Below are 21670 nucleotides of genomic sequence, written 5' to 3' on the forward strand. Positions count from 1 at the left end.
CTGATGCGTAATCACCGAATCGCTTTGGTTTTCGACAGGTGGACAACGGTTCACTCTGCTCAAACGCGCCAGAATAAGAACGCCGCATTGCGATGGGCGCATGACAGACCGTGCCTCATGACAATTGCATGAAGGCATTCATGAGTTCTATTATGGAAGACTCGGTTTATCTGCCGCGATTTTCTCCTGTTCAACGAAACCGCTACCAACTTCTGCGGGAATCATCTATATTACAATAATCAAAAATACGGATTTACGCATTGGCCATTCTACAGCGCATCGTGTCGGATTTGGAATTGATGTTTCGGCGCCCGCCGAAACAGCAATTTGCCGCGCTTTGCTATCGCGAAACCGAAACGGGGCTTCTGGAAGTTCTGTTGATTACCAGCCGCGATACCGGGCGATGGGTCATTCCCAAGGGCTGGCCCATGGGCTCAAAAAAATCGCATCTCGTGGCCCAGCGTGAGGCTTACGAGGAAGCAGGCGTCAAGGGAAAGATCGCCAAAACCAGTTTTGGTTCTTATCTTTATATGAAAGGCATGCCGGACGGGCTGAAAATCCCGTGTGAGGTGAAGGTTTACCTGCTGGAAGTGCGCGAGTTTGTTGACGATTATCCAGAAAAAGGCACCCGCATATTGGAATGGGTGAGCTGCGACGTTGCGGCAAGCCGGGTGCAGGAGCCACAATTAAAACGGCTTTTCCACCTTCTTACCCTGTCACGCCAGCGCAATGCCGCAAAAGCGGGCTGATTTGCCGATAAGACGACGTCTTAGCGTCATGATGACAGGCTATTATCTTTCTATCGGGTCCCATAGGCATTTCCGCTCTTGTCAATAGAGAAGAGCGAGTGGCTGGTGATTGCCTGATATTGAATAGGCTATCAGGAAATCCGGGTTCGACTTTTTCTCTGATCCATTTTAAATCAATTCCGACCCAGGCAATTATGCGCTACAGCACCGTACGGCCAAACGAACCAGAGTGCGCCGCATATCAGTCCATCCTCCTCACGGGCCTCTCTCACGGCCCCCTCCCATGGGCGCGACATCGGTTTTTAGCCGTGTGGCACGCTCCAATGCCCGCACCAATGATAGAACCAGCACGCCAAGCATGAGCAAGCCTCCCAAATACCCCCGACCAATGCTGGACAAAGATCTTGACCGGCTGACCCTGCTCGAACGCGCTGCCCAGCACGTGGCGCGTGGTGCTGCTCCCTACGGCATGGCATTGATCTTTTTGATCTTTGCTGCGGTTTTTGCGCTCGGCTTTGCAGCAGACCGGACAGGCTCTGCCATCATCATTGCCGCAGCAGCGCTTGCTGGCTACATGGCGCTGAATATCGGCGCCAATGACGTGACCAACAATGTCGGGGCAGCGGTGGGCGCCCGGGCCATGACGATGACCGGCGCGCTGGTGATGGCGGCGTTTTTCGAAATTGCCGGGGCGATGATTGCCGGAAGCGAAGTCACCGATACGATTTCCTCAGGTATCCTGGCGCCGTCCCTGGTTGGCAATCCACAAACCTTTATCTGGATCATGATGGCTGCTCTGTTGGCGGCAGCCCTCTGGATCAATCTCGCCACCTGGGCCAATGCCCCGGTCTCGACGACCCATTCCATCGTCGGCAGTGTCATGGGGGCCGCCGCATCAGCCATGGGCACCGCCGCCGTCAATTGGCAGACCATCGCCACCATCACGCTCGGATGGGTGATTTCACCGGTGTTGGGCGGATTGATCGCGGCCGCCATCCTGTTTCTGATCTACGACCTGATCGTTTACCGCCCCGACAAGATCGCTCAGGCGCGCCGTTGGGTGCCGATTCTGATCGGATTGATGGCAGGTTGCTTCAGTTGCTATCTCAGCCTGAAAACCACCGGCATGGGCTTTACGATCATCTCGGATCGAGCCGTTCTGTTCGGCCTGGTGATCGGCACCATTGCCTGGCTTGTGGCCCGGCCTATCGTGCGCCAGCAGGCAATAGGGCTGGAAAACCGTAATCAATCCTTGCGCAAACTGTTTCGGATGCCGCTGATCGGTGCCGCCGCTTTGCTGTCCTTTGCGCATGGCGCCAACGACGTTTCCAACGCCATCGGCCCGCTGGCAGCGATTGTTCATACGGTCATGTCGAATGATCTGCACACGCGAATGACCGCACCGCTTTGGGTGGTCACGATAGGCGCGCTCGGCATTTCAACCGGACTTCTGCTGTTTGGCCCAAGGCTGATCCGCCTTGTCGGCACCAAGATCACCAAACTTAACCCGATGCGGGCCTATTGCGTATCGCTTTCGTCCGCCATCACCGTCATCACCGCTTCCAAACTGGGCCTGCCGGTCAGCTCCACCCATATCGCTATCGGCGCGGTGTTTGGCCTCGGTTTTTTCCGGGAATGGTATAATCGCCATTCAAAACGGCGGCTGGAGTACATGCTGATGAAGTCGGCGGAATGGCAGCGTAAAGCCCCCAAACCGTCCAATGCCGATGAGGTGAACCGGCGTCGCCTGGTCCGTCGCTCTCACATCCTCACCATCATGGGCGCCTGGTTGGTGACGCTTCCGGTCTCCGCGGGGCTTGCAGCGCTGATTTACCGGGTTATGTTCGCGCTCTTTCGATAATGTGAGACGGTCATAAGGCATGCGAGCAAATTACAAGATGCAGAGACTCTATGTCGAGGCCGGGCTGGAAGCGGCAAACCCAGTGGCGACGACACCGGAACAGTATAACTATCTCGCCAATGTTCTGCGCCTCACCGAAGGTGCCGAAGTGCTTGTCTTCAATGGCCGCGATGGCGAATGGAAGGCAAGCCTTGCCTTTCCGACCCGCAAACGGATCGCGCTGATCCCGCAGAGCCAAACCCGCCCGCAGCCCCGCCCCAGCGACCTGACATTTCTGTTTGCGCCGCTGAAAGTCGGACGGATGGACTATCTCGTCCAGAAGGCGGTGGAAATGGGCGCCGGTGCGCTCCAGCCCGTCATGACCCAGCATGTTCAGGGCAGGATCGGCAGTATTGAGCGCTTGCAGGCCAATGTGATCGAGGCAGCCGAGCAATGCGGCATCCTTTCCATTCCAAAGGTTGCACCGCTGGTCAAGCTCAAGGACCTGCTGGAAACCTGGCCTGCCAGCCATCGGATCATTTTCTGTGACGAGGACAGCGCCACAGACAATCCGATGCCAGCGCTGGCGGCAATCGAGGAACGGCAACTGGCATTGCTGGTTGGGCCAGAAGGTGGATTTTCCGATGAGGAACGCAGTCTGTTGCGCAGCCTCGGCTTTGTCACCGCCATTCCGCTGGGGCCACGCATTCTGCGCGCCGATACCGCAGCCGTTGCGGCTCTGGCCGTGGTTCAGGCCAGCATCGGTGATTGGAAATGAACTTGAAACAACCCGGCATATCTCGTTCAATATTGTTGAACGTTCAAATCGCAAAATTCGCTTGCGCAGCCGCCGGGTTCAGCCCTATCAACCCTCGGTAACGCATCGGGCCGAAAAGTGGAAACGGGTTTTCGGTCCGATGTGAAAACAAAAACCTGTAGCAGAACAAGGTCGGCTTCATGGCTCGCGATACAACCGATGACACGCCCCTGACCTCGATTGAGGACATGGCGGCCTATATGGCTGAGGGGTGCAAGCCGAAAGAAACATTTCGCATCGGCACGGAGCATGAAAAATTCGGTTTTTTCACCGCTGATCTCTCGCCCGTTCCCTATTTCGGCGAAGCCAGCATTTCAGCGCTACTGAACGGCATGCAGGCCCGGCTTGGCTGGGAACCGATCATCGATGGCGGAAACATCATTGGCCTGGCCGGTGGCAGTGGCCAAGGTGCGATTTCCATTGAGCCAGGCGGGCAGTTCGAACTGTCGGGCGCCGCCCTGGAGACCCTGCATGAAACAGCGGGCGAAACCCTCCAGCATCTCGAAATCCTGCGGGAAGTCGCCGAGCCGATGGGGATCCGCTTTCTAGGCATGGGCGGCAGCCCGCTCTGGACCCTGGAGCAGACGCCGCGCATGCCGAAATCCCGCTATGACATCATGACCCGCTACATGCCGAAGGTCGGCTCGAAGGGCCTGGACATGATGTATCGAAGCTCGACGATCCAGGTCAATCTCGACTTTTCATCAGAAGCCGACATGCGCACCAAGATGCGGGTTTCCACCAGGCTGCAAGCCATCGCCATGGCGCTGTTTGCCGCCTCGCCCTTTACCGAAGGCAAGCCCAATGGCCTGCTGTCCTGGCGCGGCGAGATCTGGCGCGATACCGACAATCGCCGCTCCGGCCTGCTGCCCTTCGTGTTCAAACCGGATTTCGGTTTTATTGATTATGTCGAATGGGCGCTTGATGTGCCGATGTATTTCGTCATGCGGGATGGCCGTTATCACGACTGTACCCATATCACTTTCCGCCAATTCATGGCGGGCGGTTTGAAGGGCGAAATCGCCGCCTGGCAGCCGACGATGGGAGACTGGACCAATCATCTGGGAACGCTGTTTCCCGATGTCCGCCTGAAACGATTCCTGGAAATGCGATTGGCCGATGGCGGCCCGCAAAGCCATATTATGGCGCTTTCGGCTTTCTGGGTCGGGCTGCTGTATGACGATACCGCGCTTGCGGCGGCTGACAATCTGACGTCTGGTTGGGATTTGGCAACGGTAACAGCACTTCGTGATACCGTTCCAACGCTCGGCTTCGATGCCACCGTAGAGGGCCGCTCCGTTCTGGATGTGAGCCGCGATTTACTGGCCTTGTCGAGGGCTGGTCTTGTGGCGCGCGCCCGGCTGAATGCGGAGGGCCAAGACGAATCGATCTATCTGCAACCGCTGGACAGTATCTTGGAACGAGGCCATTCCCTGGCGCAGGACATGCTGGATCTCTATCATGGCCCGTGGGATGGCCAGGTAGAACCTGTATTTTCCGCCTATCAATATTGAGGTCGGCACCCCACCCCCAAACCCTTGTGCTTGCTTAAAAAAACGATTTGCAGCGGGATATTTCCCGCTATAGTGGCTTTCGTGTGATTTTCTCCTTGAATCAAGCTGATGGGAATTGGCGGGTGCAATGTCATGAACCATGCTGAAAAACAGGAGCATAAGGCTCGGGGCGATCAAGCATATGGCGTTTTGGAGCCACCGGCTCACCATGCGGACTATCGCCAACGCATGAATACCGTATAAAAAGGCTATGTGCCGGGGAGCGAATGCAAATGTTGCCACTGTTTGATATGCTGTTAAGAGCACAGAATGGCGCGGCCATGGACGCCATGGCAAAGCAGTTCGGGCTTGCCCAAGAACAGGTAGCGCAGGCGCTTGCCGCATTGACGCCGGCTTTTTCCTCCGGGTTCAAGCGCACCGCCGCCAATCCCTATGATCTGTCAAGCCTGTTTGCTGCCTTATCGTCCGGCAATTATGCCCAGTATTTCGAAGATATGGGCAAGGCCTTTACGCCTCAGGGCATTGCCGACGGCAATCAGGTTCTGCAACAATTGTTCGGCTCCAAAGAGGTGTCGCGCGCTGTCGCCGCCCAGGCGGCCCAGATCACCGGCATCGGCCAGGACATTCTGAAACGCATGCTGCCGGCTATGGCCGATACGATCATGGGTGGATTGTTCAAGCAGAGCCTTGGACAGATGCAGCAGGCCAGCAATCCCTTTGCCAATAACCCGATGGCTGGCCCAATGGCTGGGATGATCCAGGAATGGCTTCAGGCAACGGGATTTTCACCGAAAGCTCAACCAACATCGCCCGGTCCCTTCGACAATCCCTTCATTGCCGCCTGGCAGCAAATGATGGGCATAAGCGCGGCCAAGGCAGCACCCAAGACCGAAACGAACCCTTTCCTGGACAATCCCTTCACCAAAGCCTGGCAGGACATGGTCAGTGGTTCGATGGGGCAAGCGCCGAAAGCAGAACCACCAAAGCCAAGCCCGGAAGCCGAGGCCAGAAAATCGATGATGGATATCGTCAACACGATGTTCGATAGTGGTCTGAACGTGCAGAAAAGCTATCAGAAAAGCGTGGAACAGATCTTCGAAACCTATGTGACGGCGCCGGGCAAGGATGCTCGTGCCGAATCGGACGAAGGCGCCACTCATTCCAAGCACTGACGATAAAACGCAATAACGGCCCGCCAAACATTGGTCGGCACACAAAAAAGACCCGGCAACAGTGACCTGTTGCCGGGCAAAAGCAGGGCCGATTGGCTTTTCGCCCTGCGGGGATGGCGGGTGGAAAGGGGATATTTCAGCCGAGAGAAAGCGTGCTCACCTGTTTGCGGGTCCTGGCGCGCGCGAGACCTGCAAGCTTTGCCGACGGATCTTCAAGTGGCCCGGACTTCGACAATTCGGCCTCCAGCTCAGCTCGGGTCAAACCGACATCATGCAGAAGGTAGTCGTCGAGATCCGCGAGCTTAAGAGCCGCGCGGCGGTTGGTGAGCGTGCGCAGCACAGAATTCACTGTCAAGACAATGGCGCGAAGGGCTGCGATGACCGCGCCCTCTGCGTGAGGAAAAGCCGCTACGGTGATCTGTCTGGTCGTGCGCATGACAATAGTCCTTTCGAATTCGGCACGAGAAGGGGCGGCCGCACTTGGAAAACCAAGCCGGAGGGACGCCGTGAAGGGGTTGGAGGACACCGCGACAACTGAACATCAGTTGGTCACTCGTGGCGTCGATTGATACTTTGCAGTTTAAGATTTGCCGAATTTCTATTGATCAGTCCAGTGAATGTTTCTAATGGTAATCATCAATCCAACTGATGGAATGTCCGCCATGTCCGCACCTCTCGATACAGACCAGTTGCAAACCTTCATCGCCATCGTCGATACTGGCAGTTTTACCAAGGCGGCAGGGCGGGTCTTCAAGACCCAGTCAGCCGTTTCCATGCAGATGCGCCGCCTGGAAGAGCGGATCGGCAAGCAATTGTTCATCAAGGACGGGCGTGGCAACCGGCTGACTGCGGAAGGCGAAAAACTGCTGAACTATGCCCGGCGGATCGTCCGGCTGAACAGCGAGGCGATTGCAGCCTTCGACGACAACCGGTTGGAAGGCACGTTGCGGATCGGCACGCCGGATGATTATGCTGACCGCTACATGCCGGAAATTATTGGCCGTTTCGCCAAGACCCATCCCAATGTAGAGCTTTACATCGTTTGCGAACCATCCTCCGACCTGGCCGAAAAAATGGCCAGAGGTGAGTTAGACATCGCACTTGTGACCCATAACCCGGCGACCAGACAATCCGATGTGATGCGCACCGAACCGCTTTGCTGGGTGGCTTCGGCCAACCACCCCCTGCGCGATGATGCGCCCGTACCGCTCGCGGTTGGACGGCGCGATTGCAATTGGCGACAGTTGGCCTGTTCGGCGCTCGATGCCGACGGGCGCGACTATCAGATCCTGTTCACCAGTTGGTCATCGACCGTGGTCGCCGCCGCAGTGCTGGCTGGCTTGGCCGTTTCTGTTTTGCCGGAATCGGCGCTGCGAACCGGTATGAAAGTGCTGGGCCAGTTGGATGGCTTTCCGCCACTGCCGCCCGTGCAGATCGGCATCATGAAACGTCCCGGCATGTCACCCTCGCTGATGAACGCCATCACCGACCATATCGCCGCTTGCCTCGACAATATCAACCCGACGGCCATCGAAGACGACATGGACGGAGAAACGAAAACCTATTCCCGTTACTATCCGCGCCTGCGGGCGGGACATATGATCCCCGGCTGGTAATACGACGTTTCATTGAAAATGACCGTTCGTATTGCCTCAGGACCCGAGACAATCACTTTTGAGCGGGTTGAAACAGCATGGCGCATGCGGCCTTTTTCCACTCGTCCAACATCGCCCAGGCTCGCTCATGCTTCTCGGCGATGGCGCGGAAAACCGCTCCACTCAGCACCGCAACCAGCAGGAAACGATTGTGTTTGCCTTGTCCATCCCCGTCACTGGCAAATGGCCCCAGCCATCTCATCGCCAACGCGCCAATGTCTTCCTGAGCCTTGTATTGCATCGCGCCGAGATCGGGATCGGTCGACATTGCGATCCAGAACTCGCGACACAGCGGATTGTCACGGTGCAGGCGCGCACCACGTTCGATCAGATCGACCAAACGGGCGCGCGCATCCGCTTCGTCGCGCACATCCGTTAACTGCGTGGTAATATCCTCGGCCAAACTGGTCAGGCGCATATCCATGATGGCTTTAAGCACAGCCGCTTTCTGCGGAAAGAATTGGTAGACGGAACCCACAGGTACGCCGGCATTGGCGGCAATATCCGTCATGCGCAATTGGGAAACCCCATGCTTGATAATAAGAAACTCAGCCGAATTCAGAATATTTTCGACACGCTGGATACTGCGCTTCTGTTTTGGCTGCTTACGTGGATTGATTCGCGAGCTTTCAATCGGCATTTTCATCGCCGTCACCATTCCGTCCTGTCCCAGGATAATTTCCACATCATGTGGACCACAGGTAAGGGCTCTATTGGAAGGGTGTTCAGTTTTGATTAATGCAAATTAGTAAACCCATACAAAACAGGGGGTCAGAAACCGTATCAAAACGGCTTCTGACGCCCCCTTTCGAAACAGATACGTGTAGGGCTCTTCAGCGGCGATGCTGGGATCATATCTGCTTCGAAGCCGGAAACTGCATTAAGGCAGTATGAATACCCGCTTCATCGTCTGGATGTACCAGTTTGAAATACGCCAGTTGACACCCGATGATCGGTTCCGGCACCTGAATGCCGGCTGTGGTCTTTATTGTCCGTGAAATCCATCATGGCGTCCTCCTTTGGAAGGCCGTCTTCGTCAAAATTGATTTTAAAACAGTGTTTCGTCTCAATGACTGCAGTGTTCCATTGACGGCCGATAATTTCCAATCGTATTTATTTTTAAATACGATTTGGAAATCCTATCATGCTGACCATACGTCAAATGCGCTATTTCGATGCCCTCGCCACCACACTCCATTTCGGCCGGGCTGCCGATCTTGTCCATGTCAGCCAACCGGCACTGTCGGCGCAGATCATGGAAATGGAAAAACATCTGGGTGTGATGCTGATCGAGCGTACGCGCGCCAGCACGATCCTGACCACCAAGGGACTAGAAATCCTGGCCCATGTGCGCGAAGTGCTGGCGGGAATAGATCGGCTGGAACAGGCGGCGCGCAACAATGGTGGCATGTTGGAAGGCCTGGTGCGGATTGGCATCATTCCGACCGTCGCCCCCTATATGGTGCCGCGCATGGTGCCTTATCTGCGGCAAAATCATCCTCTGATCGAGATTGAGCTTAAAGAAGCAATCACAGATCGACTGCTGTCCGACCTCAATGAGGGCAAATTGGATGCGGTCGTCGCGGCGCTGCCAGTTGAGGCGGACGCTCTGGTCTGCCGCAGCCTGCTGGTCGATCGGTTTTTCATGGCCGTGGCCCGTAATGACGACGCCGTGCTTCTATCACCCCTGGTGGAGGCGGACGTGGATACCGACCGGTTGCTGCTGCTGGAAGAGGGTCATTGCCTGCGTGACCAGGCACTGGCCGTCTGCAAAACCGCCAGCCGGCGCAGCATGGTCAATTTTGGCGCAACGTCGATGGCGACACTGCTCCAGATGGTGTCCCATGATATGGGCATGACGCTGATCCCCGAAATGGCGATCGAGACCGAAACCAGCCGCAACAAGCTCCGCATCATTCCCTTTACCGATCCGCCACCCTACCGCGAAATCGGCCTGATCTGGCGGCGATCCAGCGCCCGCCAAGCGGATATGGAAGCACTTGCCGATGGTCTTGCCGCCAGCGCGCGGGAAAAATCGACACCCTCGGAACCGCGGCAGGATCTCTAAAACGGGGGATGACTGATGTCATCCACAATCCATGCTTTTGCTATTCCCTTCCTGTCATGAACGTGTTACCAGCCCTCGCCAACCTCCAAGCATTACATGCAAAGGAATCCAGAGGAAAATCGCTTTTCTGGAGGACTCTGCCTATTCATATGAAGGATATTGGCATGGCACGGATCGTAATTTCGGCAACCGGCGCAGAAGCGCTCACCTTTGACGATGTTCTCCTCCAGCCCGGACATTCGGAAGTCATGCCGGGCCAGACGAATATTTCCACCCGCATCGCCAAGGACATCGATCTTTCGCTGCCCATCCTGTCCTCCGCCATGGATACAGTCACCGAAAGCCGGCTGGCGATTGCCATGGCCCAGGCTGGCGGCCTTGGGGTTATCCACCGCAATTTGACACCAACCGAACAGGCCGAAGAGGTTCGCCAGGTCAAGAAATTCGAAAGCGGCATGGTGATCAATCCGGTGACCATCCATCCGGATGCGACGCTCGCCGAAGCACTCGGCCTGATGAAAGCCCACGGCATTTCCGGCATTCCGGTCGTCGAAAACGGTGGCCGTCCCGGTCGCCTGGTCGGCATTCTCACCAATCGCGATGTGCGCTTTGCCTCGGATCATTCCCAGAAGATCCATGAATTGATGACCCGCGATAACCTGATCACCGTCAAGGATGGCGTCGAGCAGCAGGAAGCCAAGCGTCTCCTGCATAGCCACCGGATCGAAAAGCTGTTGGTGGTGGACAATGAAGGCCGCTGCGTCGGCCTGATCACCGTCAAGGATATCGAAAAGTCGCAGCTAAACCCGCACGCCGCCAAGGATTTTCAGGGCCGCCTGCGGGTCGCCGCCGCCATTTCCACCGGCGATGATGGACGCGAACGGGCCGAACGGCTGATCGAGGCTGGTGTCGATGTGATCGTTGTTGATACCGCTCACGGCCATTCGCAGCGGGTGCTGGATGCCGTGACCGCCGTGAAGAAAATGTCCAACTCGGTTCGGATCATTGCTGGTAATGTCGCAACCGGCGACGGTACCCGCGCCCTGATCGATGCGGGTGCCGATGGTGTAAAGGTCGGCATCGGCCCTGGCTCAATCTGCACGACCCGTATCGTCGCAGGCGTCGGCGTGCCGCAACTGGCGGCGATCATGGCAGCGGTCGAAGCAGCTCATAAGCTTGATATTCCTGTTATCGCCGATGGCGGCGTGAAATTCTCCGGCGATCTGGCCAAGGCGATTGCTGCCGGTGCATCCGCCGTCATGGTCGGTTCACTGCTGGCCGGCACGGATGAAAGCCCCGGCGAAGTGTTTCTCTATCAGGGCCGTTCCTTCAAGGCCTATCGCGGCATGGGCTCGGTCGGTGCCATGGCGCGCGGCTCGGCGGACCGCTATTTCCAGGCGGAAGTGCGCGATACGCTGAAGCTGGTGCCGGAAGGCATCGAAGGCCAGGTGCCTTATAAGGGTCCGGTCTCCGCCGTGCTGCACCAGTTGGCGGGCGGTCTCAAGGCGGCCATGGGCTATGTCGGCGGCAAGGACATCAAGGATTTCCAGGAAAAGGCCACCTTTGTGCGGATTTCCGGCGCGGGCCTGCGCGAAAGCCATCCTCACGGTGTCACCATCACCCGCGAAAGCCCCAACTATCCGGGCGCTGCATAAAAGACGTCGCGGTCACGAATAAGTGTTGAAGAAAACCCGGATTGGCCTCCCATGAACATTGGATGCCGGTTCGGGTTTTCTATCTTTTAGACTGGACAACCTTGTGGAGGACACCGATGGAAAAGCCAGCCGTTACCCCAGCGATCACCCAAGCGATGATCAACGCCTATGATGAGTATACCCATCTCAGCCTCGACCGCCGAGGCTTCATGGAAAAACTCACCAAGCTTGCCGGTTCGGGTGCCGCTGCCGCAGCCATTATGCCGATGCTGGCCGCTAACAGGGCCAATGCAGCGCTGACGCCGGAAAACGATGAACGATTGACCGCGTCAATGGTTACTTATCCAGGCGCAAGCGGCGAGATGAAGGGCTATCTGGTGACCCCGAAAGACGCTAAGTCCGCATTGCCCGGCGTGATCGTCATCCACGAGAACCGTGGCCTCAATCCGCACATCCAGGATGTGACACGCCGGCTGGCGCTAGAAGGCTTCGTTACGCTGGCACCGGATTTTCTGTCGCCACAGGGCGGCACGCCGGAGGACGAAGACAAGGCCCGCGACATGTTCACCACGCTCGACCTCGGCGCTACGGTGAACAATGCGGAGGCCAGCCGCGCCTATCTCGCTGCCGTGAAGGGCGTCAACGGTAAGGTTGGTGCCATCGGCTTTTGCTGGGGCGGTGGCATGGTCAACCGGTTGGCCATCGCCTCACCGCTGCTTGGGGCGGGTGTCGCCTATTACGGTGCCCAGCCGCCCGCCGATCAGGTGCCGGCCATCAATGCACCCTTGATGCTGCATTACGCTGGGCTTGACGAGCGCATCAATGCCGGGATCGATGCCTATCGCAAGGCGCTTGAGGCCAATGGTAAGCAAGCCGAGATCTTCGTCTATGACGGCGTCAACCATGCCTTCAACAATGACACGTCGGCGGCCCGCTATAACAAGGAGGCCGCAGAGCTTGCCTGGTCGCGCACCGTGGCCTTTCTGAAAAAGAACCTGGCATAGGAATACCTGCCATAACAAAGCGGGGCGGATTGATATCAATCAAAAGCAATCGCCCCGCCCTACACTAGGGTCCTCCATAGTCTCAGCATGAGCCGGGACACGATGTTGAGTTTTTAAAACATCAATTTCTATGGAGGAAATCATGGCATCGATGATGAAAGCCGCTGTTGCGCGCGAATTCGGCAAGCCGCTGACCATTGAGGAAATGCCGATCCCCGAACCCGGTCCGGGCCAAATCCTGGTCAAATATGCGGCGACCGGCGTTTGCCATACCGACCTGCACGCCATCAGCGGCGACTGGCCGGTCAAGCCCAACCCACCATTCATTCCCGGCCATGAAGGCGTTGGCTTTGTCGCCAAGCTCGGCGCGGGTGTCACCCGGATCAAGGAAGGCGACCGGATTGGCGTTCCCTGGCTGCATACCGCCTGCGGCTGCTGCAATCCCTGCCGCACCGGCTGGGAAACGCTGTGCGGCAGCCAGCAGAATACCGGCTATTCGGTTAACGGCACCTTTGCCCAATATGGACTCGCCGATCCAGACTATGTTGGCCGCCTGCCTGACAACCTGGAATTCGGTGCCGCTGCGCCCATTCTCTGCGCAGGTGTCACCGTCTATAAAGGACTGAAGGAAACCGAAGTGCGGCCCGGCGAATGGGTGGTGATTTCAGGCATTGGCGGGCTTGGTCATATGGCTGTGCAATATGCCAAGGCCATGGGCATGCATGTGGTTGCCGCCGATATTTTCGATGACAAGCTGGAACTGGCCAAGAAGCTGGGGGCCGATGTGGTCGTCAATGGCCGGGCAGCCGACGCTATCGAGCAGGTGCAGAAAGCCACCGGCGGCGTTCACGGCGCACTGGTGACAGCAGTTTCCCCCAAGGCGATGGAACAGGCCTATGGCTTCCTGCGCTCCAAGGGCACGATGGCATTGGTCGGTCTGCCGCCGGGCTTCATTTCGCTGCCTGTGTTCGAAACCGTGCTGAAGCGCATCACCGTGCGTGGCTCGATTGTCGGCACCCGGCAGGATCTTGAGGAATCGCTGCAATTTGCCGGTGAAGGCAAGGTCGCAGCCCATTTCTCCTGGGACAAGCTGGAAAATATCAATGCGATTTTTGACCGCATGCGCGAAGGCAAGATCGATGGACGGATCGTGCTTGATCTGGCCGCCTGATCATAACCAGATCCGTGCGCCTTACCGGCGCACGGATCTCATGCATGAAGCAGAGCAAATTATTTCGCCATAAACGATAAGTGTGGCGGCAAGATACTGGAATAGCGCGGAAAAACGGCTATCTTCACCGCAATGCAATAATCCATGGTGAATGCCGATGCTGTCGTCCGAGACCAATGCCGCCACTGATCGTATTTTTGTCTTTCAGGGTGGGGGGGCTTTGGGTGCTTATCAGGCAGGCGCGTATGAGGCTCTTCATGCCCATGATGTCGATCCAGACTGGCTGGCCGGTATTTCCATCGGATCGATCAACTCGGCGCTGATTGCTGGCAGCCCCAGGGAAAAACGGGTGGAAAACCTGCGCGCCTTCTGGGACATGGTGTCTTCACAGCTGAATTTCAACCTTGGCGATCAGGACACCGCGTCGCGGCGCACCACCAACGATCTTTCGGCGCTGACCGGCATGTTGTTCGGCGCTCCCGGTTTCTTTTCGCCGCGTCTGCCCACCCCGCAGCAAGTGTTGCTCAATCCCGATTACCGCGTCAGCGTTTATGACACCGAACCGCTAATCAAGACGCTGAACAATCTGATCGATTTCAAATTGCTGAATGACGGCACGACACGTCTCAGCCTCGGCGCTGTGGACGTTCTCTCCGGCAATTTCGCCTATTTCGACAATCGTCACACCAGGCTCGATGCCCGCCATATCGCTGCTTCCGGCGCGCTGCCGCCCGGTTTTCCACCGGTTGAAATCGATGGCCGGTTTTATTGGGATGGCGGATTGGTCTCGAACACGCCCTTGCAGCATGTGCTGGAAACCAATGAAAGCCAAAGGGATCTCGACATTTTCCAGGTCGATCTGTTCAGCGCGCGTGGCGACATGCCAAAGGACCAGTTCGAGGTGGAAAGCCGCACCAAGGAGATCCGTTTTTCCAGCCGAACCCGCATGAATACCGATGAATTCGCCCGCAAGCAGGTGATCCGCCGGGCCGCCAAACGCCTGCTGGACAAGCTGCCGCCGGAATTTCGCGATGACGAGGATGCCAAGTTGCTGCGCTCCATTGGCCAGGAATATGACGTCACCATCGTCCATCTCATTCACCGGCGCGCCGCCCACGCCACCCATTCGATGGACTATGAATTTTCGCGCGCCTCCATCAACGAACATTGGCAGGCAGGCTACGACGATGCCACCTACACGCTGAAACATCCGAAATGGCGCAACCGTGGCCGCCCAAGGGATGGTATCCAGATCTTCGATTTGAGTCGCGAACGTCGTCGTATCGGGTCGTGACCTATCAGCGCTGCTGGACTATGCTGCGCTCATATCCACGCATCTTTGAGGATAAAGCGTGACAGCAAAGATCAGCCTGAAAAACGTGGCGCTGGACGCCGGCGTCTCGATCAGCACAGCCTCACATGCGCTGAACGGCACAGCACCGCTAACCGCAGAGGTGCGCGACCGGGTGATCGCCTCTGCCCAACGGCTGGGCTATCTGGAAAAACGACGCAACAAGGCGACCATTGCCACGCTGCGCTGCATTCTTCTGGCCGTTGCTGGCGACGCTGCCCCGCAAAGCGACCTCAACCTGGTCAGTTGGACCGTGATGAATGGGCTGCGCGAGGAATGCGAGCGCCGGGCGATCCGCATCGTCCCTTGCGTCACGCCGGGCAACCGGATCGACGCCAATGAGGTGAAGCGGATTGCTGTTGCTGAAAAAGTCGATGGCATCGTTATCATCAATGACGACAGGGCGGACTTTATCCGCGCGCTGGCGCAATTGGCGATACCATCTGTGATCATCAATGGCGAAGATCCGTCGATGCGGATCGATACGGTCACCGCCGGAAACCGGTTCGGCGCGCGCCAGGCCATCGAACATCTGCTGGCGCTTGGCCACCGTCGCATTCTGCATGTGACATGGCCCGGCCGCACCACCATCCGCCGCCGCTATGATGGCTATGTTGATGCCTTTCTGGCCGCAGGATTGCCAGCCCCCATCGATATGGTGGTTGAGGCTGAGAGCTATGAGCCAGCCGAGGGCGAAAGGGTTTTGCGCGAATTGCTGACCCGTGACCCATCGTTGAAGCAGGCCACCGCGATTTTTTGCGCCGCCGATAATCTGGCGCTTGGCTGCCTCAAGACCTTGAGCAAGGCAGGCATCAAGGTTCCCGAAGACATATCTGTGCTGGGCTGCGATGATATCCTGCCCGGGGAATTCAGCACTCCACCGCTCTCAACCATTCAACTGCCCAGCGCAAGGCTTGGCGCTGCGGCTCTCAGCCTGATCGAGCAGCGACTGGTGTCCATCGATCCGCTCCGGCCTGCCCATCGGCTGGAACTGGGATGCCGTCTGGTGCTGCGCGGCAGCATCGCACCGCCGCGCTGTTAACATTCACAGGCTTATTTCATCCCCGTCCCGGCAATGCCGGTCGTGATGTATTTTTGCAGGAACAGGAAGACCAGCGTCACCGGCATCAAGCTGAGGAAGGTCATGGCGAGGATGTAATTCCACTGCACCGAAAACTCGCCCTGAAAAGCATTGAGCCCGACTTGAAGGGTGAAATTCTCGCGGCTGCTGAGGACGATTAGCGGCCAGAGAAAATCGTTCCAGCGCCACAGCACCGAGAATATCGCCAGGACCGCCAGCGCAGGCGCCGTCAACGGCAGGACGATCCGCCAGAAGATCCTGAATTCACTGGCCGCATCCACCCGGGCCGCTTCGATCAACTCGTCGGGAATGGTCAGCATATATTGCCGCAGCAGAAACACCCCGGTCGGCGAAGCAATGGTCGGGATGATCACGCCCCAGAGGTTATCCACCAGCCCGACCCCGACAATGACCAGATAGGCGGGCACCATCACAACGGTGAGCGGGATCATCAAGGTCGAGATAATCAGCACGAACACCGCCTTATCGCCCCGAAACCGGTATTTCGACAGGGCGAAGGCCGCCAAGGCATTAACGATCAGGGTGAGAGCCGTCGCCACCACGGTGACGAAAACCGAGTTCTTGAGGAAGGTCAGGAAGGCAAACCGGGTCAAAGGGTCGGTGTAGTTTTCCGTGGCAATCGTCAGGCTCTGGACCGGCGTGATCGTGCGGGTATCGACACTGACTGGCGCCTGCGGATTTTCGGGATCGACCATCTGCGCCTTCAGGCCGATGCGTCGGACCATGGCCATCTGCCGGGTCGTGCCATCCACGCTGACCTGCCAGAGGCTGAGCGGCTTGTCATAGCCCTTGACCGTCACCTCCACCGCGTCTCGCGGCAGAAGCGTCGGTGGAAAACGGGTGATTTCGGCAGCCGGTTTCATCGAGGACAGACCCGCCCAGACCACCGGCACCAGCACCGCCAGTGTGCCGAGGATCAGCCAGAGCCAGGCCAGCACATCGGTCACGCCAATGCGACCTTGGCGGCGGGTACGGGTCAGGAACGTTACGGGATTGAGGCTCATATCACTGCTCCATTTTCTTGGAGAGGCCAAGTTGCAACAGGGTCAGCACCAGCAGCACGCAGCCCATCAGGGTTGCCGCCGCCGAGGCGAGACCAAACAGCCGAAGATCGCTGCCAAACGCCATCTGGTAGATATATTGCACGATGAAACTGTTGGCCGTCCCCGGCCCGCCGCCATTTGTCAGCACCCAGGCCTCATCGAAAATCTGCACGGAACGGATCATCAACAAAATCAACACCACCAACAGGTTGGGCGCGAGCAGCGGCAGGGTGATGCGAAACAGCACCCGGCGCGGCGTAGCAGCATCAATAGCCGCCGCCTCATAGAGATCTTTGGGAATGGCTTGCAATCCGGCCAGCAGGATCAGCGTGTAGAAGCCCATATGGAACCAGACGGAGACCACGACGACGAAAAACCGTGACCAGCCGACCTCCAGCAGAAAGATTTCCGGCGGCACGCCGAGCATTTGCAGGAAGGCGTTGAGCAAGCCGTTGCGGTCCAGAAACCATTTCCAGATCAAGCCGATCACCACAGGTGACAGCAGCACCGGATAAAAAAACATCGCCCGGAAAAACCCACGCGCCACCATGGCGCGGTTGAGGATCAGCGCCGTGATCAGCGAGACCAGCAAGGTCGCCACAACGTTGAAGCCGACAAACCATAGCGTGTTCCAGATCGCCGTCCAGAACAGCGATTCCGTGCAGCTCCCCGGCTGCAAATAATCGCCGCAGGTCAGCAATTGTCGGAAGTTGTCGAGCCCGACATAGGGGCGATCGGAAACGAATAGATTGGTGCCACCGGTAAAGGCATAGCCGATGGAGATGGCAATCGGCAAAAAAGTGAAAATGCCGAACAGCACCAGATTGGGCGCCAGGAAAAAATAGGGCATACGCTTGCGGCCAAACAGCCGTTCCAGCCCGTTCAGCGGCGCTTCCACCACCAGCATGACGCGGTTCAGAGCGCGGTCAGCGATATCGGCAAGCTGGCTCATGCGGCAAGGCCTCCGCTGACCTGTTGGCGGCGTCGGGTCAGCGCCAGGCCGGAAGCCGGATCGAACACATGCACCGTGCCAGCCATCGGGGCGACCGCCAAACGGCTATTCTCCGAGGCAACGAAATGGCCCGGCTGATGCAGAATGACCTGTTCCTCCTGCCCTTCCATCCGGCCATAGAGATAGGTCTCAGTCCCAAGACTTTCGCAATAGCCGACAACGAACGGCAGGCCGCCCGTCTCGACCCGCTCGAAATGCGCCGGGCGAATGCCGACCATGATATCCTGGCCCGGCTTTGCCGCCGTCTCATCGACAGAAGCGGTAAGTTGCTGTGGATAGCCAACATCGATCAGCGCCTCGCCCTTCTGAAAGCCGACGATCCGGCCTTTCAGCATGTTCATGCGGGGCGAACCGAGGAAGCCCGCCACGAACAGGTTGCAAGGATTGTTAAACAGATCGAGCGGCGTTCCCACTTGCTCGACCCGGCCACCCTTCAACACGACGATCTTGTCGGCCATGGTCATGGCCTCCACCTGATCATGGGTCACGTAGATCATCGTCGTCTTGATATCGCGGTGCAGCCGGGTAATTTCCGCCCGTGTCTGGACCCGCAGGGCCGCATCCAGATTGGAGAGCGGCTCGTCGAACAGGAAGATTTCCGGCTCCCGCACAATCGCCCGGCCAATCGCCACGCGCTGGCGCTGACCACCGGAAAGCTGGCGCGGCTTGCGGTCCAGATAAGGCTCGATGGCCAGCATCCTTGCCGCTTCGGCGATCCGCGCCTCGATTTCGGCACGCTTGAATTTCAGGTTTTCCAGCCCAAAGGCCAGATTCTTGCGCACACTCATATGCGGATAAAGCGCATAGGACTGGAACACCATGGCGATCTTGCGCTCGGCAGGCGACAGCTGCGAGACGTCTCGGCCATCGATGTTGATCGCACCTGTCGTCACATCCTCCAATCCGGCGATGATCCGCAGCAGGGTGGATTTTCCGCAGCCCGATGGGCCAACGAAGACGACAAATTCGCCGTCTTCGATGGTCAGGTCTATGTCATGCAGCACTTTAACCGCGCCGTAGGACTTGTTGAGATCCTTAAGTGTCAACGCTCCCATATCATCCTCCCAGATGCATCAATTTCACTGTTGGACGAAATCCAGCAGGTTCCAGCCATCCGGCAGGGGCTGCGGCCTGTCGATAACGAGATCCTCTACAGTCAGCCCTTCCACCCCATGGGCAAACACACCCGGCATTCCGCCCGGATAGTCGATCAGCCCCACGATGCGTCCGTCAGCCCCGCGCGTCCAGGCATTGGCCCGGCCATGAGCCTCGGGCGATGGTGCCAGATCCGCATTGGTCGGGCGCATGTCGTAGCGCAAGGCAGTGCCAAGGGCGCCGGGTTGTTGGGCCAGATACACCCGCCGCACGGCGACATCGTGAATACCGGCACCGGCCATGGAGACGAGATTGATCGTGCCTTCCATCCGCCCGGTGATGTCCTCAATAACAAGTCCCCGCACCGCACCCGCCGGGCGCTCCGGCACCCGGTCCACCACCGTCACCGTCAGCGCCTCGCCGGACCCCCAGAACCCGTCCGGCGTCTCCCGGCAATCCAGGCTGATGCGGGAGAACCTGACATCGGAGACCTTGCCGCCATCGCGGGAAAAAATCCCCAAGCCCCGGTTGGATTGCTCAACGCGGCAATCTTCAAACACTACGCGGGAGAAATCACCGAAGCTCTCGGTTCCCAGCTTCAGCGCGCAGCTTTGGCTGGAGACGGTGCAGCGGCGCACCAGCACATCCTCGCAAGTGCCAATCGCCTTGCCATCCGGCCCGACGCTGGTTTTCAGGCAGATTCCGTCATCGGCGGTGGAGATCGTGCAGTCCTCAATCAGCACCCGACGGCAGGCGTCCAGCACAATGCCATCGGTATTGGGCAGGCGGCAATTGTTGCGGATCGCCACATTGGCAAGGCTGACATCCTCGCAATTAACGAAATGCAGCGTCCACATCGGCGAGTTTTCCACCTGGATATGGTCGAGACGAACGCCCCGGCACCCCTCCAGCACCAGAACACGCGGCCGAAATTCCGCCGGAATGAACACGCCGACGCTGACATCATCCCCTGCAATGAACGCATCGCCGCTGGCGTCGATACGGCCCGGCCCTGTCAGCGCGATCGTGTCAGCCCCGCGCGCCACCAGCATGGCCCGGTTGGATTTTTCGGCAATGACCGAGACGATATTATCGCCATAGGCCTGATAATCCGGCACGGGCCGCAACACGGCTCCCTCCCCCAGATGCAGTTCGACACCGGAGCGCAGCGTCAGCCCGCCAACCTGATGCGATCCGGCGGCAAGCGAAACCCTGCCACCGCCAGAAGCAGACACATGGTCCATTGCCGCCTGAATGGCTTGCGTACGGTCGCCGTCCTGATGATCGATGACAATGTCCAGCGTCTGGGTCATGCGGTTGCCTCCTGGGTCGCAGCCGCTTGGGCCAGTGCCACATCCGTCAGCAGCAGCAGAGCCAGGGCCTGACCGTAAGGGGTCGGCAGGTTGGGAATACGACGATAAAAATCCAGATCATGCCCCATTGGCGTGCCATCCGAGACACCTAGCACCACACCCTCATCATCGATATGGCTGAGCACGGCATCCAGCGCCCTATCGGCATGGAGCTTATCCTCCACCGGCAGGATGCCCGCCTCGATGCCGCGCAATATGCCATAGGCAATCCCGGCGGTGGCCGAGGTTTCAAGCGGCGAGGTCGGATCATCCAGCAGCGTATGGAACATGCCGTCTTCACGCTGGAAGGCCTTCAGCGAGCGCAACTGGCTTTTCAGCACATTGGCCAGAAAGCGGCGGTCCTTTTCGTCTATACCAGGCACCAGGAAGAACAGTTCCGGGATCGCCACGGTGATCCAGGCATTGCCCCGCGCCCAGAAGGCGCGGGCAAAGTTATGACGGCCAATGAACGTCCAGCCGTGATACCAGAGGCCGGAGACCGGGTCCGAGAGATAACGGGCGTGGATCATGAACTGATAGACGGCCTCATCAATCCAGTCCTTACGGCCAAAATGAACACCGGCTTGCGCCAAAAACAGCCCGGCCATGAACAGGGTATCATCCCAAAGCTCACCTTCATTCAGGCGTTCCTTGACCACATGCTGAAAGCCGCCATCCTCGGTTTTCGGCAGGCTTTTCACCAACCATTCGGCCCAATCCTGCACCAGCGTGTTGAAATCGGGCCGATCCACATGACCGATCAGGATCGCCAGCGGCAGCATCGGAGCTGTGCTGTTGATCTGACGCGGCGGCAGGCCACGACCGATCTGCATGGCATACCAATCCACGAGATCATGGATTGCCTTCCTGTCGCCACTGGCGATGGCGCGGCGCAGGAAGCCATAGAGACCGACGCCCACTTCCCAATCCCATTCGTCAAACTGAATGCCGCTTGCGCTGCCTTCCCCGCTCAAGCCTTCCTTGATCCCCTTGAGGCGGCTGAAAGCCACCGCCACTTTGTCGATTGTCTTTTGGAGGGCCGGATGGCCGGTCTCTGGCTGATGCATGGT

Annotated in this window: 19 protein-coding genes; 12 read left to right on the forward strand and 7 right to left on the reverse strand. The window is 58.1% G+C overall.

Annotation, left to right across the window (positions count from 1 at the left end; all coding sequences use genetic code 11):
* Nucleotides 1–299: 299 nt before the first annotated feature.
* From H1Y61_RS22145 to H1Y61_RS22165, 5 genes are all read left to right on the forward strand, one after another.
* Nucleotides 300–749, forward strand: a complete 450-nt coding sequence (locus H1Y61_RS22145) for an NUDIX hydrolase (RefSeq protein WP_268885207.1) — start codon at nt 300–302, stop codon at nt 747–749.
* Between the two features lie 358 nt (nt 750–1107).
* On the forward strand, nt 1108–2610 hold the full coding sequence (locus H1Y61_RS22150; RefSeq protein ID WP_174112737.1) for an inorganic phosphate transporter: 1503 nt from the start codon (nt 1108–1110) through the stop codon (nt 2608–2610).
* A gap of 19 nt (nt 2611–2629) precedes the next feature.
* Complete coding sequence (locus H1Y61_RS22155; RefSeq protein ID WP_174112736.1) at nt 2630–3367, forward strand: 16S rRNA (uracil(1498)-N(3))-methyltransferase; 738 nt, start codon at nt 2630–2632, stop codon at nt 3365–3367.
* A 179-nt stretch (nt 3368–3546) separates the two neighbouring features.
* Entirely contained in the window at nt 3547–4920 is a 1374-nt protein-coding gene (locus H1Y61_RS22160; RefSeq protein ID WP_180574853.1) for a glutamate--cysteine ligase, read from the forward strand.
* A 272-nt stretch (nt 4921–5192) separates the two neighbouring features.
* On the forward strand, nt 5193–6092 hold the full coding sequence (locus H1Y61_RS22165; RefSeq protein WP_180574854.1) for a DUF937 domain-containing protein: 900 nt from the start codon (nt 5193–5195) through the stop codon (nt 6090–6092).
* 136 nt (nt 6093–6228) lie between these two features.
* Here H1Y61_RS22165 and H1Y61_RS22170 read toward each other — a convergent pair whose 3' ends face one another.
* On the reverse strand, nt 6229–6528 hold the full coding sequence (locus H1Y61_RS22170) for a DUF1127 domain-containing protein (protein WP_174112734.1): 300 nt from the start codon (nt 6526–6528) through the stop codon (nt 6229–6231).
* A 226-nt stretch (nt 6529–6754) separates the two neighbouring features.
* On the opposite strand from H1Y61_RS22170, the gene H1Y61_RS22175 reads away from it, so the two are divergent.
* Nucleotides 6755–7708, forward strand: a complete 954-nt coding sequence (locus H1Y61_RS22175; protein ID WP_041698964.1) for a LysR substrate-binding domain-containing protein — start codon at nt 6755–6757, stop codon at nt 7706–7708.
* A 52-nt stretch (nt 7709–7760) separates the two neighbouring features.
* On the opposite strand, the gene H1Y61_RS22180 is transcribed toward H1Y61_RS22175, so the two are convergent.
* Nucleotides 7761–8393, reverse strand: coding sequence for a TetR family transcriptional regulator (locus H1Y61_RS22180; protein ID WP_174112733.1), 633 nt, complete (start codon nt 8391–8393; stop codon nt 7761–7763).
* 498 nt (nt 8394–8891) lie between these two features.
* On the opposite strand from H1Y61_RS22180, the gene H1Y61_RS22185 reads away from it, so the two are divergent.
* The 6 genes from H1Y61_RS22185 to H1Y61_RS22210 all read left to right on the forward strand — a co-directional run bounded on the left by H1Y61_RS22185 (nt 8892) and on the right by H1Y61_RS22210 (nt 16038).
* Complete coding sequence (locus H1Y61_RS22185; protein ID WP_174112732.1) at nt 8892–9815, forward strand: hydrogen peroxide-inducible genes activator; 924 nt, start codon at nt 8892–8894, stop codon at nt 9813–9815.
* Between the two features lie 164 nt (nt 9816–9979).
* Complete coding sequence (gene guaB / locus H1Y61_RS22190) at nt 9980–11470, forward strand: IMP dehydrogenase (protein ID WP_041698961.1); 1491 nt, start codon at nt 9980–9982, stop codon at nt 11468–11470.
* A 116-nt stretch (nt 11471–11586) separates the two neighbouring features.
* Nucleotides 11587–12474, forward strand: a complete 888-nt coding sequence (locus H1Y61_RS22195; RefSeq protein ID WP_180574855.1) for a dienelactone hydrolase family protein — start codon at nt 11587–11589, stop codon at nt 12472–12474.
* A gap of 142 nt (nt 12475–12616) precedes the next feature.
* Nucleotides 12617–13645 (forward strand): alcohol dehydrogenase AdhP, encoded by a 1029-nt coding sequence (gene adhP, locus H1Y61_RS22200; RefSeq protein WP_012654080.1) that lies wholly within the window; start codon nt 12617–12619, stop codon nt 13643–13645.
* Between the two features lie 157 nt (nt 13646–13802).
* Entirely contained in the window at nt 13803–14939 is a 1137-nt protein-coding gene (locus tag H1Y61_RS22205) for a DUF3734 domain-containing protein (RefSeq protein ID WP_180574856.1), read from the forward strand.
* A gap of 58 nt (nt 14940–14997) precedes the next feature.
* Entirely contained in the window at nt 14998–16038 is a 1041-nt protein-coding gene (locus tag H1Y61_RS22210) for a LacI family DNA-binding transcriptional regulator (protein ID WP_180574857.1), read from the forward strand.
* Nucleotides 16039–16049: 11 nt separating this feature from the next.
* On the opposite strand, the gene H1Y61_RS22215 is transcribed toward H1Y61_RS22210, so the two are convergent.
* The 5 genes from H1Y61_RS22215 to bglB are packed head-to-tail and all read right to left on the reverse strand — an operon-like array spanning nt 16050 to nt 21667.
* Nucleotides 16050–17102 carry a carbohydrate ABC transporter permease gene (locus tag H1Y61_RS22215; protein WP_180574858.1) on the reverse strand — a complete coding sequence of 351 codons (1053 nt, stop codon included), beginning with the start codon at nt 17100–17102 and terminating at the stop codon, nt 16050–16052.
* Between the two features lies 1 nt (nt 17103).
* A complete protein-coding gene (locus H1Y61_RS22220) occupies nt 17104–18093 on the reverse strand; it encodes a carbohydrate ABC transporter permease (RefSeq protein WP_180574859.1) in 990 nt (329 codons plus the stop codon).
* Nucleotides 18090–19208, reverse strand: coding sequence for an ABC transporter ATP-binding protein (locus H1Y61_RS22225; RefSeq protein WP_180574860.1), 1119 nt, complete (start codon nt 19206–19208; stop codon nt 18090–18092). Before H1Y61_RS22225 ends, H1Y61_RS22220 begins: the two co-directional genes overlap by 4 nt.
* A 24-nt stretch (nt 19209–19232) precedes the next feature.
* Nucleotides 19233–20561, reverse strand: a complete 1329-nt coding sequence (gene pglB / locus H1Y61_RS22230) for a polygalacturonase PglB (protein WP_180574861.1) — start codon at nt 20559–20561, stop codon at nt 19233–19235.
* Nucleotides 20558–21667: a beta-galactosidase BglB gene (gene bglB, locus H1Y61_RS22235; RefSeq protein ID WP_180574862.1), complete on the reverse strand. Its 1110-nt coding sequence runs from the start codon at nt 21665–21667 to the stop codon at nt 20558–20560. Before bglB ends, pglB begins: the two co-directional genes overlap by 4 nt.
* Nucleotides 21668–21670: the final 3 nt, after the last annotated feature.

Origin of the sequence: Agrobacterium vitis (assembly GCF_013426735.1) — a bacterium.
Lineage (GTDB): Bacteria > Pseudomonadota > Alphaproteobacteria > Rhizobiales > Rhizobiaceae > Allorhizobium > Allorhizobium vitis_D.